The sequence below is a fragment of the Mycobacterium sp. E735 genome, from assembly GCF_001666955.1.
Classification (GTDB): Bacteria; Actinomycetota; Actinomycetes; order Mycobacteriales; family Mycobacteriaceae; genus Mycobacterium.
The window spans coordinates 22832-36978 of sequence record NZ_LZIX01000118.1; the positions used below are offsets into that span (position 1 = coordinate 22832).

The following is a 14147-nucleotide window of genomic DNA, read 5'->3' on the forward strand; positions in this document are numbered from 1 at the left end:
CACCGACGACGCTATAAACCCGACGGGCGTGGGTCGTGAGGCTTAAGTCCCTAACCACCGGGACGGAGGGCTGTTACCGGCGTGGCGTTAAGGCGCCCTTAACGCCACGGTCACTCGCCGGTCAGACGGCTTTCCGTTGCAGCTGCGCGATGACCCAGAAGGGCAACGCCACAAACAATGTCCCGCCGATCAGATTGCCGACGGTGGTCACGCCGAGGTTGGTGAGCAAGCCGTGGTCGCCGAATCCCCAACCGATCGTGCCCCGGGGTGCCGCCGGGTGAAACAGGTTGAGCAGCAGGGGAATACCGAGGAAGCCGACGTTGGCGATCACGTGCTGCGTGCCGCCGATGACGAACGCGAACGGGCCGTAGAACGCGAATGCCATTCGGGCGACGTCGCTGCGGGCCTTGAAGAACATGCACATCGAGGTCTGCAGAAACCAGGTGCACACGACGGCGAGGAGCAGTGCGGTCAAGAAGGGCTGGCCGGCCTTCTGGGTGCCCACGGTAGCGGCCCGCTCGGCGAAGGCACCCAGATACGGGCCTCCCGCGGCGCCGCAAACGGTGACGAAAAGCAGCGCGCCGAGGACGTTGCCGATGAGGCCCACGACGACCAGGAAGGCATAACCACCGGCGCTCATCGTGCGATTCAGGACGGCGAGAAATCCCGCGGCCATGTCGGCGGTGATCAAAGACATGCCCGACACCAGGATCAGGACGAAGGACATGCCGAACGCCAGCCCCATCAGCAAACTCGCGATGCCCGGGGACTTGACCCCGGTGCTCACCATCAGCGCCAGCAGCGCTCCGAACGCGACCATCACGCCGCCGACCAGGGAACGCATCAGGAACGCCCACGGGTGCGTAGCCTTCTCGACCGCCATGGCGGCCACCCGGTCGACCATGGCGCCCACGCTCAGCGGCTCGAACGGATCGTCGGGGATCGTCGCCTTGGTGTCAGACGGGATGTCTGCGAACAGCTTTGGTGGTGACGCTTTGCCATCCAGTTGCGGCGCTGGCGCATTGATCGTCATGGGTGCTCGTCCTTCCGTAAAGCGTTGATCGCGTTGATGACCCCCGAGATGTGCTCATCACTGAGCCTCTCCCCTTCGAAGACGTGGTTGAGCAGGATCTTGAGGTCGAGCATCTGTTGCAGGTAGACCAGGCATGGGGGGCACTCGTCGAGGTGCTTGGCGACGATGGGGCCCCACTGCCGGGGGTCGGAATCGACGAGTTCATCCACCAGTCGGACGAAGTCGACGCAGTCGATGGCGGGGACAGTGTTGTCGTGCACGGTCATCGGCGATACCGCTTTTCCAATTCGTTGCGAAGATTTCCCCGGGCGCGGTAGAGGAGCGCGCGCTGCCCTTCGGCGGTCAGCTCGAGAAGTTTGGCGGCCTCTTCGGCCGGGGTGCCGACGATGTCACGCAGGATGACCAGTTGCCGTTGCCGCTCCGGCAGCGCGTCCAGCGCGGTGCGGACGTAACCGACGAGCTCGTTCTCCACGGTGCGGTCCTCCGGCAGGAAGCGCCGGGACGGTGGAAGGCTCCAGTGCCCGGCATCGGGATGGCCGGCGGGATGCATGCGGCCCGCCAGGGGGTCCACGTCTTCCGCGGAAAGCACCTCGTGGTCGCGAATGCGGGATTCCCGGCGCCGGTGCCGCGAGGCGGTGTTCTTGACGATCCCGAACAGCCACGTCCCGACCGACGAACGGCCCTCGAAGGAATCCGCGGACTGCAGGACCTGCACCCACGCCTCCTGCACCGCCTCTTCCGCCACCGCCGGCGAATCCACCATGGTGCGCGCGAAATTGATCATCGGCCGGTGAAAGTCGCGCACCAGATTAGCCAGCGGGATGCCGCCGACCGCCCGTTCGGATTCGGTGCCACCCGGCGGCACCGCCACCGGGGTCACCATCGTCTCGCACTCAGCCGCATGCGGCCAGCTCCCAGCGCAACTGCCCTTCCGACGGGGACTGGACGGGAATGAACGCCGCCTCCCGGTAGCGGCGGCTCGCCGATGTCCTGCTCGCGTAGCCCTTGCCGCCGGCGGTGCGGATCTCGAGATCGGCACTGGCGCTGGACAGCTCGGCCGCGGCGAGGCGCAGCGACAACAGCTCCCGCTTGGTGGGCGGGTCATCCCCGCCCACCGCCGCGGCCAGACCCGCCAGGGTGGCCTCCGCGGTGGCGAGCTTCTCCGCGACGTTGTCGACCTCCGCCGCGAACACCGAGTTGACGCCGCCGAGGCCGCCTTTGGCCTGCTCCACCGCGGTCCTGGTGAGACCCAGGCACATGGCGGACTGCAGGACCAGGAACGTCGGGCGGACCGCCTGCAGGAATCCCTCGAAGTCTCGGGACAACACTTGGGCCGAGGGCACGGGCACGTCGGTCAGGTTCAGGTATGACGAGGCGGTGCTACCCATTGCCAGCAGCTCGAAGTGATCGCCCACCACCACCCCCGCCGTGCTCAACGGCAGGGCCACGATCAGCCGCTCGCCCGCATCGGTGCGCACCGCGGTCACCATGGTCGAGTCGGGGTATAGGTTGCTCGCCCACCTGATCGGACCGGACACCCGGTAGCCGCCCTCGATCGGCGTGGCCGTCAACTCGACGCTGCCGCAGCCCGCCGCCTCCTTGAACGCCGACGCCATGCCGGTCACCCCCGGCGTGGTGCCGGCGAGCAGTGACTGAGCCGCGTCGACGCTGAAAGGCGTTGCCGCCCTGAGCAAGTATTCCACCGCCATTCGGTGCGCCCACAACGAGAACCCGGTGCTCATGCATTCCCCGGAGATACGCCGGATCACCTCGGCCATCTCGGGCAGCCTGCCGTCGGCGTTGGCGGGTGCGCCCACCCCGAGAAGCCCGGCCGCGCCCAGGGCGGTGAAGCTGCGGCGGGACTGATGCTCCCCCCGGTCCAGTCCCCCGGCGTGGGCCCGAATGTCCTCCAACAGTCCGGCATCCAGCTGGCCGGCCGCCGGGTTCATCGTCGCCGTCATAAAACCTCCTGTGCCGAGTGCTTCCACGCGTAGTCGAGGAACTTGCCGTCGAAAGTGACGACCACTCTGTCGCCCTCGGGGTGCGGGCGCCGCTGCACGCTCAGCTGAAAGTTGATCGCGCTCATGATGCCGTCACCGAATTCCTCGTGAATGAGTTCCTTGATCGCCGGGCCGTAGACGGTCAGCGCCTCATGGAATCGGTAGATCGTCGGGTCTGTCGTCATGGTCGCATCCGAACCCCGATACGGCATCAGCTGCAGGACAGCGACAGCCTCGTCGTCGAGGCCGAGCAGTGCCGCGACCGTTGACGCGTCGCCGGCCGTCATCGGGTGCTGCCCGAGTAACGCCGCGACCGTCCACACCGGGTCCTTCCCGATGGATTCTGCGATTTTCACCCAGCTCAGTCCGCGCTTGGCGCGGGCCAACCTGATGGCCTCGGCGAGAGCGGGCTTCGTCAATACCGTTGCCACAGCAGCTTCCCCGTGGCTATTCCGTGGCCAGCGTCGAGTCGACGGCGACCGGGTTGCGGAACGTGTTCACGACGGGTGACCAGGCGATGGCGTTGTCGTGAATCTCCTTCAGGGTCGCCTCGTCGGCGTCTCCGGCCAGCGTCACCCTGCAGCGCACCGCGCTGAAGCCGAGGCGCTTCCCCTCGGGGGTGTCGCCCACGCCCCACACCGCGGAGATGTCGATGTCGCCTTCCATCTCGACCTCGATCTTGGTCAGGGTGACCCCGCGATGCGTCGCATTCGCCAGCAGGCCCACCGAGACGCACGAGCCCAGGGCGGCCAGGGCGGTCTCGGAGGGGTTGGGCGCGGAGTCGTCACCGAGCAGGGCAGGCGGCTCACCCACCAGCATCGGCGCCAGGTCGCGGACGTAGGTCATGTTGCGGAATCCGGTTTCGCAGACCGTCTTGGCTTTCAGGGTCTTCCTGCCGGTCTCCGGGTTGGCCCTGGCGTTACACGACAGCTTGTCGAGGCCTTCTGCGTCGATGACTAGCGCGTCGGTCATGTGATCCCTCCGTTCTCGCTGATCTTGCGGCTTCACGGAGTTAGTGCTCGGCGGCGGCCGATGCGTGACGGCGGAGGGTTTTGATTTACCTGACCGACACGACTGCTCACACAGCCGAAACGCGGCCCCCACCCGACGGCGACCCGCGCTCGGCGAGATTTGCTTAGCCGAAAAGGCTTTGCCCGATGTAGTGGCCTTCGGCGGGCGCGGGTGGCACCGCGAAGATAGCTGAGCCGATGTGGCGGATGTATTCGTTGAGGAGGTCGTGGGCGCCCAACCGGTTCTGCAGGCGGATAAAATCTTGCGGATCTTTTTGATACGAAACGAACAGCAGCCCGGCGTTGAGCTGGCCGTTGGCGTCGAGGCCGTCGGTGTAGTTGTAGGACCGGCGCCTGATCATGACGCCGTCGTTGTTCTCGCGGGCGGCCAGGGCGACGTGGGACATCGGATCGATGAGCGGGTTGCCGTCGCCGCCCTTGGCGGCAAAATCGGGGGCATCGAATTCGCCCTCGCCGCTCAGGGGTGCGCCCTCTTCTTTGGTGCGGCCGAATATCCGCTGCTGATTGCCGATGCGGTCGACGTCCCATGTCTCGAGCAGCATCCGGATCTTGCGCACCACCTGATACGTTCCGCCGTTCATCCACGGCTGGTCACTATCGCGGACCCAGACAAATCGGTCGTACTCGGCATCGGTGACGACGTTGCGGGTTCCGTCCTTGAATCCCAGCAGGTTTCGCGGGGTGTGTTGGCCCGGGCCGGCTGAGGCCCGTCCGAATCCCAGCACCGCCCAGGACGGCGAGACGACGTCGCGGCCCAGGCGGGCCAGGTTTCGCGCGGCGTGGTAGCAGACCTGCGGGTCGTCGGCGCAAGCTTGGACGGACAGTTCGCCGCCGCGCAGGCGGGGGTCCAGGTTGTCCCCGTTGAGCGGGGGCAACTCGGTGAACACGGCGGGTCGGCGCAGGGCGAGCCCGAACCGGTCGCCGAACAGCGACGGTCCCAAGCCGATGGTTACGGTGAGGCTGGCCGGGCTCAGCCCGACCGCCTCGCCGGTATCGACAGGTGGCTGCACGTCGACCCGGGGCTGCACGGTGCCGACCGGCTTTCCCTGCTGCAGGATCGCGGCCGCGGCCGACCAGCGTGCCAGCAGCGTTTGCAGCTCCGCGCGCTGGGCTCCGGCGGCCAGCGAAAATGACATGAACATGGCGTAACGCTGTGGCGGCGTGGCGATTCCACCCTGATGCGGCTGGCCGTAGAAGGGGTAACTGCGGCGCAAGTCGACGTCGTCGTCGCCGCCGCCGGCCGCGCCGCCATCGTGTCCGGCAGCCAGCGCGTAACCGGCCACCCCTCCCCCGGCGACGCCGGTGAGCCCGGCCAAGACGGCGCCACCGAGCATACGCCGACGCGAAACCGCCTCGCCTTCATCGGGTTTGGCCCTGACCTCGCTCATGGTCGGCCCGCCGAAGCCACTTTTGGGGCGACCGCCGACAGGCTCTGGTGCAGGGGCTGGATGACCGCGGTCAGCTTGGCGGCGTCGGTGGCTTGCAGCGCCGCGGTGTAGGTCCGGAAGCCACCCAACTCAGACGGATCGCGGTATCCGTCCAGAGTGGCCAGCACCGTGTGGAATTCGCGATCGATCTGGGCGACCAGATTGCCGTCGATCTTCTCCAGCCCGGGCCGCAGCGATGCGTAGGCCTGCCGAGCGCCTTCCACGTTGGCGGAGAAGTCGACGAGGTCGATGTGGCTGAAAGCCTCCTCCTCCCCGGTGATCTTGGTGTTCTGGATCTCCTCGACGAGGTCGCTGGCGCCGTTGGCCAGGTCCTCGGGCTTGTACTGCAGGAGGGCGACGATGGCGGTCAACTTGGCTACGTTGCCGACCAATTCGGAACTGAGGGCCTGCGTCCCGGGCGTGATCGCTCCGCCCCGCCACAGGTCGCGTTCGATGGCGTGGAACCCCTTCCAGCCGACCTTGGCGTCGACGGGAGTGGACTCGCGCATGTCGATCAGATAGTCGAGGCGGCCCGCGTTGTCGCCGACCGCGAAACCCAGCAAGATGAAGCCCTCGACGGCGGACTCGGAACGCTCCCAGAACAGGCGCGCTTTGGCGTAAGCGGCTTTCGCGGCGTCGATGTTGCCCGCCCGCACCGCCGCGTCGAGTGCGTTGACCCCGTCGCCGAGCTGACCGATCTGCTGGACGACATACGCCGCGTAGTCCTTGGTGGCGCTGTCGAGGGAGTCCGCGACGCCGCCGGCCAGCCCCGGCGCCGCCCGGCCCGTGACCGTCAGCGTCTGGTATTCGTCCACCGCGCCGGGGCAATACAGCTGATACGGCCCGCCATCGAGAGTCACGGTGAACGACACCGGGGCCAACCCGGGAGCGAGGTCCTCCTTCTCGCCGACGATCCGCTCACCCCTGAGTAACTCGACTTCGCTGATGCCGGGCGCATCGGTGTTGGCGACCGTGAACGTCACCGGGCCGGCGGCGACGTTCGCGTTGTCCACCGTGCAGGCGTCTTTGCCGCCCCGGTTGGCGAGCGTCACCTTCACCGCGCTCGGGCCGCCGGGCGTCCCGCGGCTCACCTCGCGACCGGACGGACCGCAGGCGGTCGCCGCCGCGACGACCAAGGCCGCTGCCGCCAGCGGTAATCCACGACAGCGTCTTCCCCCGGCCGGACGCCGGTCGGTCACGGGCCCGGCTGAGTCACGAAGTCGATCAGTTCCTCGACCCGGCCGATCAGCGCCGGCTCGAGGTCATTCCAGTCGCGCACCCGGGAACGGATATGGCGCCAGGCCCTTGCGATGTCCGCCTGGCTCCCGTGCGGCAAGCCGAGCGCCTGGCATGCGCCGTGTTTCCACTCGATGTGGCGCGGCACGTCCGGCCAGCCCGCCAGGCCGAGCCGCTCGGGCTTGACTGCCTGCCAGATGTCAACGTAGGGATGACCGACCACCAGGGTGTGGGCGCCACCAGGTCCCCGCCGCACGGCATCGGCGATCCGTGCCTCCTTGGAACCCGCGACGAGGTGATCCACGAGCACACCGAGCCGGCATTCCGGACCGGGCGCGAATTCCGCCACCACGTCCACCAAGTCGTCTACGCCGCCGAGGTGCTCGACGACGACCCCCTCGATCCGCAGGTCCTCGCCCCACACCTGCGCGACGAGTTCGGCATCGTGGCGGCCCTCGACGTAGATCCGGCTGGCGCGGGCGACCCGGGCGCGGGCGCCCGGAACTGCCACCGAGCCCGACGCCGTTCGCGTGGAACCGGCCGGCGCCACACGGCGTGGCGCCGTGAGGATCACCGGACGGCCCTCGAGCAAATAGCCTGGGCCCAAAGGGAAGCCACGCACGTGCCCGCGGCGGTCCTCCAGGTCGACCCGCCCGTACTCGACTCGCACCACCGCACCGACGTAGCCCGTCTGCGCGTCCTCGACCACCAGGCCGAGCTCGGCCGGGTGCTCGGTCGAGCGGGGCTTGCGCCGGCCCGCGGCAAGGACATCGGTTCCATAGCGATCAGCCACGCGGCCATAGTAGAAAGCCTTGCGGTCAAACGTCGTTAGGGCGCGCCCGCCAGGGCACATCGTGGCGAAGATCGCTTTTCGTTTTCGGACTTCGCGGGCGTGTAAAAAGTGCGTTTTAACTGTGTGGCGTTACCGAGCTGATGACGTTGCCGATGGTACGTTGCTAGTCGTAAGATCTGCCGCCAATTCTCGAGCGGCGGTGAGCGAGGTGGGATGATGGATCTGGCCCTGTGGGTGTCGAGCATCGTTGCTTTCGTGCGGGCCGGATACCCCGCCGGCATGCCGACGACCGGATATTCCCCCTTGGCGGCCCTGGCTCGCCGGCGACTTTCCGACGACGAGATCCGCGCCATCGCAACCAAACTCATGAGACGCCAATTCTGGCCGATCAACCCCGTTGATATCGGCGTGGAAATCACGCGTGTCACCAACCAATTGCCGTTGCCCGCCGATGTCGAGCGGATTGAGCACCGCCTCAATCAGATCCGCTGCGCGCGCGGATAGCCTTCACCGCGGATTCTGGCTCTGCGCAGTCCCGCCCTTCCCCGGGCCGCCGCAGGCCGCCAGGTAGTCCGGGTAGCTCCAGGTCCGCAAGAATTCCTCGCCCGCCTGCACTCCCCGTTGGTACAGGGCGTCGCGCTGCTCGGCGGCGATGTCGAAGTCGATTGGGCTGACCTCCTCGGCGGGAACGAAGATGGTGCGGCGAACGGTGCACGGATCGTCGATGTAGGCGTTGTCCTGATTGCTCACCAGCGTCTCGATCGCCGCGATTCCCAACGAGACCGGACCATGAACCGGATGGGTGGGCGGGATCCCCGGACGCGCGGACAGCCGGATCCCGAATGTCGGCCAGCGCGGCTGCGCCCCCGGGCGGTCGAACAGCTCCACCGGGAAGTCGGACAGCAGGCCACCGTCGACCCACGTGGCGCCGCCCACCCGGACGGGTTGGAAGACATACGGAATCGCCGACGAGGCGTGCACGGCGCGGGCCACCGGGAAGTCGTCGGGGTCGATGCCGTAGGAACCGAGATCCCAGGGAATGCGCACCAGCCGGCGGCGGGACAGGTCACTGGCCGTCACCACGAGCGACCACGCGAACTGCTGCGGCTCTTCGCCGGTGCGCAGGTCGCCGAAGGTCCGCACGCCCAAGTCGGCGAGCAGTCCCTCGAGCAGCCGCTCCAAGTAGGCCCCGCGGTATACGCCGTCGGACACCAGCAGCGACAGCGCGCCGCCGATCAGCGGTACGCGCCCGATCACGCTGCGATCCAGAAACTTCCGGTAGTCGATCGACCGCATCACCTCCGCAAGCCGGCTCAGCGGTTCGCCCGCGACCTGTAGCGCCGCCACCAGCGACGCGACGACCGAGCCCGCGCTGCTGCCCGCGACCCGTGGGAACCGGTAGCCCGCCTGGGTCAGCGCGTCGACCGCGCCGACCAGCCCGATGCCCCGGACGCCGCCGCCTTCGCAAACCAGGTCGGCGCGGGATGCGCTCACGTCGGGCATAGCCATACCCTCAGCAGATTCGTCGGCCGTCGATGCCGAAGAAGTGCAGGTGCCCCGGTTCCGGGTGCAGGCGCACCCGGCTGCCCTTCTCCGGCGGCCGGCGCCCGTCGGCACGCGCCACGACGGGCTGATCGATGACCTTGCCGGAACCGGTGATTCGGCCGTACAGGTAGGCGTCGGCCCCCAGCTCCTCGACCACGTCGACCTCCATCTCGACGCCCTGACCGCCCAGCTCGAAATGCTCGGGGCGCACCCCCACGACGACCTCACTCGCGGGGTCGGCGAGCTCCCGCGGTAGCGGGATGTGCCAATCCCCCAACGACACAGCGGAATCAACGATCGGCAGCGTGAACAGGTTCATGGCCGGCGACCCGATGAACCCCGCGACGAAGACGTTCACCGGGTTGCGGTACAGCTCGCGAGGGGCGGCGAACTGTTGTAGCACGCCGTCGCGCAGCACGGCGACGCGGTCCCCCATGGTCATCGCCTCAACCTGGTCGTGGGTGACATAGACGGTGGTGGTGCCCAGCCTCCGCTGCAGCGCCGCGATCTGGTTGCGGGTCTGCACGCGCAGCTTCGCGTCGAGGTTCGACAGCGGCTCATCCATCAGGAAGACCTGCGGGCGGCGCACGATCGCCCGTCCCATCGCCACCCGCTGGCGCTGCCCGCCTGAGAGGTCCTTGGGCTTGCGGCCCAGATAGGGTTGCAGGTCAAGCAGTTTGGCCGCGTCCAGGACGCGGTCACGAATTTCTGCCTTCGGTGTCTTGGCGATCTTCAGGGCGAAGCCCATGTTCTGCGCGACGGTCATGTGCGGGTAGAGCGCATAGTTCTGGAAGACCATCGCCACGTCACGGTCCTTGGGATCGACGGTGGTGACGTCGCGGTCGCCGATCCTGATGCGGCCGGAGTCCAGCGTCTCCAGCCCCGCCACCATCCGCAGCGAGGTGGTCTTTCCGCATCCGGACGGGCCGACCAGCACGACGAATTCGCCGTCGCCGACCTCCAGGTCGAGGCTGTCCAATGCCGGGCGATCCGTTCCGGCGTAGCGCCGCGTCGCTTGCTCGAAAGTTACTGAGGCCATGCCTTATCCGTTGAGTCCCGTGACGGCGATGCCCCTGACGAAGGACCGTTGTGCGATGGCGTAGATGAGCACCAACGGCAGCATGATCAGCATCGACGTCGCCATGATGATCGGCCAGCGCGCGACGTATTCCCCCCGCAGTCGTACCAGGCCGAGTGTCAGCGTGGCCAGGCTGTTGCGCTGCAACATCAGCAGCGGCCACAGGAAGTCGTTCCAGACGTTGACCCAGGTGAGCACCGCGAGCACCATGACCGCGGGACGGGCGTGGGGCAACAGGATTCGCCAGTAGATCTGCCATGGCGAACAACCGTCGAGTATCGCCGCCTCCTCCAGGTCGGTTGGGAGCGTCCGAAAGAACTGACGCATCAAGTAGGTGCCGAAAGCGCTGCCGAACAGGCCCGGCACGATCATCGACCAGGGTGTGTCGACCCACCCCACGGTCCGCATCAGGATGAACTGCGGGATCACGGTCACGGTCAGCGGCACCATCAGCGTGCCCAGATACAGCACGAACAACGTGTCGCGTCCGCGAAACTCCAATCGCGCGAACGCGTATCCGGCCAACGAGCAGAAGAAGACCTGCCCGGCGGTCACACACCCGGCGTACAGCACGGTGTTGAAGAACATCCGCGCGAAGGGCATCAGCGAGAACACCTCGGTGTAGTTCGACCAGCGCGGGTGCGCCGGCAGCAGCTTCGGCTCGGTGATCTCGCCTTCCCTCTTCAACGAACCGGACACCGCCCAGGCGATCGGGAACAACCAGCACCAGGCGATGGCGATCAGCGCGGTGTAGACCAGCACTGCGCGGACGACGTTGCGCGTGAACAGGCGCTCAGCTGAGGCCACGAGAAGTCTCCCAGGACCGTTGCCGAGTGATCCGCAGCTGCACCACGGTCAGCACCAGCAAGATGGCGAACATCACCCACGCCAGCGCGGACGCGTACCCGAATTCCAGGAAGGAGAACGCGTGCTGGAACAGCATGATGCCCAGGACGTACGTGGCGGTTTCGGGCCCGCCATTCGCGCCGTTGAGGACGTACACCATGTCGAAAGCCTGGAACGCGTGGATGATCGAGATGACGCCGACAAATGATATCGACCCACGGATCAGCGGCACCGTGATGGAGGTGAACTGCCGTATCTCGCCCGCCCCGTCGATGCGGGCCGCCTCGTAGACGGTCTCGGGAACGCCCTGCATCGCCGCGAGCAGGATGACGGTGGCGAACGGCACACTGCGCCACACGCTGACGATGCACAGTGAGGCCATGGCCCAGCGGGGTTCGACCAGCCACGGCACCGGACCGACCCCAACCCAGCCCAGCATGATGTTGAGCAGCCCGTTGTCGGTGTTGAAGACGAATTGCCAGACGACCGCCATCACCACCGACGAGATGGCCAGCGGCAGAAAGACGATGGTACGGAAGATGCCGATGCCCTTGACTTTGCGGTTCAGCACACCGGCCACGACGAGGCTGACGACGATGGTCGGCACGACCGTCCCGAGGGTGAAGATGACGGTGTTGCGGATGGCGATGAGGAAGAGCGGATCGGAGGTAAAAAGCTCCTGAAAGTTCTTCAGGCCCACGAACTTCGGTGGCCTGAACACGTCCCACCGCTGAAAACTCATGTAGAGCGAGAATCCCAGCGGGAAAAGCATGAACAACGCGACGGCCGCCAGGTTCGGCGCCACGAAGAGGCGGCCGGCCCAGGCGCGCCGGCGCCAGGGGCCCGCGCCCCGGGCGGGTTTGCGGGTGGCGGGGCTGGTTTCGACCGATGTCATGGTGCGCGCAACACCTCGTCGATGGCGGGCGCCAGGCCGGCCAGCGATGTCGCGGGCCGCGATCCGCGCAGCACGGGCCCGAAACTGCGGTCCATCAAGGCGACGATCTTCTCCCACGCCGGGGTGACCGGCAGCCCCTCGGAATAGGCCGGGCCCTGCGTGAGCACGGTGAGGTTGTCGACGTTGCGGTGTGCGGCGGCGAATCCGGGCGAGTTGAGCGCGGATTGCAGCACCGGAACGAACAGGCTGGATTCACCGATCAACGCCTGCCCGACGGGGCCGGCCGCGAATTTCACGAATTCCCACGCCTGTTCCTTGCGTTGACTGCTGGCGGAGATGGCCAGTCCGGTGGAGCCGATGTTGGAGTGGGCGGCCTGCCCCTGCCGTCGTGGCCCCACCGGCAACGACGTGACATCGAAGTCCAGGCCCTCGGCCCGGATGAAGGTCTGGTATCGCCAGTGGCCGCCCATCGCCATGGCCGCCTTGCCCGTCGCGAACAGGTCCGGCGTCGACATCGACTGCACCTCGGAGGCGTTGGGCGCGACCTTATGCTTGTTGGCCAGGTCGGCGTAGAACTGCACCGCCTCCGTGAAGGCATCGTCACCGAAATTGAAGTGGGTCGGGTTCTTCAGCGGGGCGGACCACGGCGCCCCATTGTTCATCGCGAACAGCCCGGCCGAGTAGTACGACACGAACATGTTCACGAACCCCCATTGGCCGGCTCGCCCGGTTCCGTTTCGCTTGGTGAGCGCGGTGGCGGTGTTCAGGAATTCGGTGAAGCTCCACGGCTGTTGCCACGAAGTGGGCGGCGCGGGGACCCCGGCCTCGGCGAAGAGCCGCTTGTTGTAGAACAGGTAGTTGCCGGACCATTGCTCGGGAAGCGCGTACTGGCCTCCGTTGAACGTGAAGGTGTCGTACAGCGCCCCGATGCCATCGGATCTCAACCCGGCCGCGAAGGCCTGATCGCGGGACAGCATCGTGTTGAGGTCCAGGAGCACGCCGCGCGCGGCCAACTCGGCGTAGCTCAGATCCCACGCCATCAAGACGTCCGGGCACTTGCCGCCGGCGCAGAACGTCGACAGCTGCTGCATCACGCCCGGGGCCGAAAGCACCGGACGAACCTTGATGTCGGGGTGGCGCCGCGTGAACTCGTCGACGATGCGGATCCGGGCATCGCGTTCGTCGGGGTTGGCCGCGAAGAAGAACGTCAACGCGTCGTCTTGCGGGGCGCAGCCGGCGGCCCATGGCGTCACCGATGCCGCCGTCAGCGCGGCGGCGCCACGCAGCAGGCGGCGCCGCGGGAACGGCTTATCGAGCATGGTCCTTCCGTTCTCGCCCCGTTGCCGGCCGCCCGGCCGGCGGCGTCTGATGTCCTTGGTACCCGATGCGGCTGTGGTGTTGCTGGATCGGCCCGCCCGGGAGTGCCAGCGCGGCCGACCGGATCCGGGTGGGATCCCCGGTGATGTCGATCGCGTGGATGCGGTCATCGGTTCCGACGGTGATCAGCAGCAGCGCCTCGGCGTGCCCGTATGGCGCTATCACGATGGCCGGTGCCCCGTCGACGAGCATGACCACACCGGCGCGGGCCCGCTGGGCGAATCGGCGGGTCTCCTCGGCGACCTGCCCGGCGCCGCGCAGCTCGGTCGGCACGTCATCGGGCACCAGCGCGCGATCGACCGTGCGCACCACGTCCGGGGCCAGCAGCTCAAGCAACAACGCGATGTCACCGCCGCGGGACGCGGCGAGAAACGCTTCCACGATCTCCAGGTGCTTTGCCGCGCGATCCGGTTCGCCGCCCGGGTCGCCGTGCAGCCGCCCGCGCGCCCGGCTCGCCAACTTCTTCGCCGCTTCCGGCGAGCGGTCCAGCAGGTCGCCGATCCTCTCGAATGGCACCGCGAACACGTCATGCAGCACGAATGCGACGCGCTGCGCGGGCGAGAGCCGGGCGAGCACCACGAGCAGCGCATTGCTGACCGACTCCGTCAGGAGGGTCTCCTCGTCCGCCGGCGACGCGGCCGCTTCGAGCCGATCCAGTTCCTCGGTGGTGGCGAGCGGATGTTCGGCGCGCCGTTTGCGGACGCGGAGCTGGTCGTACGCCTCGCGGGCGGTGATGGTGGTGAACCAGCCGGTGAGGTTGTCGACCGCGCCGTAATCCGCGCGGCTGGCCTTCAGCCACGCCGACTGGACCGCGTCCTCGGCATCGGCGGCCGAGCCCAACAGCTGGAACGCGACCGCACTCAGGTGCCGCCGGTCGGCGTCGAAG

16 protein-coding genes are annotated in these 14147 nt (G+C 67.5%); 1 reads left to right on the plus strand and 15 read right to left on the minus strand.

Annotated features, from left to right (window positions below; all coding sequences use genetic code 11):
• Window positions 1-121 precede the first annotated feature (121 nt).
• The 9 genes from A5704_RS09855 to A5704_RS09895 all read right to left on the minus strand — a co-directional run bounded on the left by A5704_RS09855 (window position 122) and on the right by A5704_RS09895 (window position 7520).
• Window positions 122-1033, minus strand: a complete 912-nt coding sequence (locus tag A5704_RS09855) for a formate/nitrite transporter family protein (RefSeq protein WP_067779690.1) — start codon at window positions 1031-1033, stop codon at window positions 122-124.
• Window positions 1030-1299 (minus strand): hypothetical protein, encoded by a 270-nt coding sequence (locus tag A5704_RS09860; protein WP_067888745.1) that lies wholly within the window; start codon window positions 1297-1299, stop codon window positions 1030-1032. The genes A5704_RS09855 and A5704_RS09860 overlap by 4 nt, the downstream gene beginning before the upstream one ends.
• On the minus strand, window positions 1296-1916 hold the full coding sequence (locus tag A5704_RS09865) for an RNA polymerase sigma factor (RefSeq protein WP_067779687.1): 621 nt from the start codon (window positions 1914-1916) through the stop codon (window positions 1296-1298). Before A5704_RS09865 ends, A5704_RS09860 begins: the two co-directional genes overlap by 4 nt.
• 10 nt (window positions 1917-1926) lie before the next feature.
• Window positions 1927-2994 carry an acyl-CoA dehydrogenase family protein gene (locus A5704_RS09870; protein WP_067779685.1) on the minus strand — a complete coding sequence of 356 codons (1068 nt, stop codon included), beginning with the start codon at window positions 2992-2994 and terminating at the stop codon, window positions 1927-1929.
• Window positions 2991-3464, minus strand: a complete 474-nt coding sequence (cynS, locus tag A5704_RS09875; protein ID WP_067779683.1) for a cyanase — start codon at window positions 3462-3464, stop codon at window positions 2991-2993. Before cynS ends, A5704_RS09870 begins: the two co-directional genes overlap by 4 nt.
• A 16-nt stretch (window positions 3465-3480) precedes the next feature.
• Entirely contained in the window at window positions 3481-4005 is a 525-nt protein-coding gene (locus A5704_RS09880) for an OsmC family protein (RefSeq protein ID WP_067748850.1), read from the minus strand.
• A 163-nt stretch (window positions 4006-4168) separates the two neighbouring features.
• Complete coding sequence (gene efeB / locus A5704_RS09885) at window positions 4169-5452, minus strand: iron uptake transporter deferrochelatase/peroxidase subunit (RefSeq protein ID WP_067779680.1); 1284 nt, start codon at window positions 5450-5452, stop codon at window positions 4169-4171.
• Window positions 5449-6627, minus strand: coding sequence for an iron uptake system protein EfeO (gene efeO / locus A5704_RS09890; RefSeq protein WP_082950216.1), 1179 nt, complete (start codon window positions 6625-6627; stop codon window positions 5449-5451). The genes efeB and efeO overlap by 4 nt, the downstream gene beginning before the upstream one ends.
• Window positions 6628-6686: 59 nt before the next feature.
• Window positions 6687-7520, minus strand: a complete 834-nt coding sequence (locus A5704_RS09895; protein ID WP_067779678.1) for a DUF3097 domain-containing protein — start codon at window positions 7518-7520, stop codon at window positions 6687-6689.
• A gap of 216 nt (window positions 7521-7736) precedes the next feature.
• Between A5704_RS09895 and A5704_RS09900 the strand changes: the two genes are divergently transcribed.
• Window positions 7737-8024 (plus strand): DUF3349 domain-containing protein, encoded by a 288-nt coding sequence (locus tag A5704_RS09900; RefSeq protein ID WP_067748943.1) that lies wholly within the window; start codon window positions 7737-7739, stop codon window positions 8022-8024.
• Between the two features lie 3 nt (window positions 8025-8027).
• On the opposite strand, the gene A5704_RS09905 is transcribed toward A5704_RS09900, so the two are convergent.
• From A5704_RS09905 to A5704_RS09930, 6 genes are all read right to left on the minus strand, one after another.
• Complete coding sequence (locus A5704_RS09905) at window positions 8028-9023, minus strand: patatin-like phospholipase family protein (RefSeq protein ID WP_067888747.1); 996 nt, start codon at window positions 9021-9023, stop codon at window positions 8028-8030.
• Between the two features lie 10 nt (window positions 9024-9033).
• Window positions 9034-10104, minus strand: a complete 1071-nt coding sequence (locus A5704_RS09910; RefSeq protein ID WP_067888750.1) for an ABC transporter ATP-binding protein — start codon at window positions 10102-10104, stop codon at window positions 9034-9036.
• Between the two features lie 3 nt (window positions 10105-10107).
• The gene (locus A5704_RS09915) at window positions 10108-10950 is read right to left on the minus strand and encodes a carbohydrate ABC transporter permease (RefSeq protein WP_067748835.1); all 843 of its coding nucleotides are present in this window, start codon (window positions 10948-10950) and stop codon (window positions 10108-10110) included.
• On the minus strand, window positions 10937-11884 hold the full coding sequence (locus A5704_RS09920) for a carbohydrate ABC transporter permease (RefSeq protein ID WP_067748825.1): 948 nt from the start codon (window positions 11882-11884) through the stop codon (window positions 10937-10939). The genes A5704_RS09915 and A5704_RS09920 overlap by 14 nt, the downstream gene beginning before the upstream one ends.
• Window positions 11881-13203: a sugar ABC transporter substrate-binding protein gene (locus A5704_RS09925; RefSeq protein ID WP_067888753.1), complete on the minus strand. Its 1323-nt coding sequence runs from the start codon at window positions 13201-13203 to the stop codon at window positions 11881-11883. Before A5704_RS09925 ends, A5704_RS09920 begins: the two co-directional genes overlap by 4 nt.
• Window positions 13193-14147 (minus strand): sigma-70 family RNA polymerase sigma factor (locus tag A5704_RS09930; RefSeq protein WP_067888755.1); only part of this gene is annotated, 955 nt, incomplete at its 5' end. The genes A5704_RS09925 and A5704_RS09930, both read right to left, overlap by 11 nt.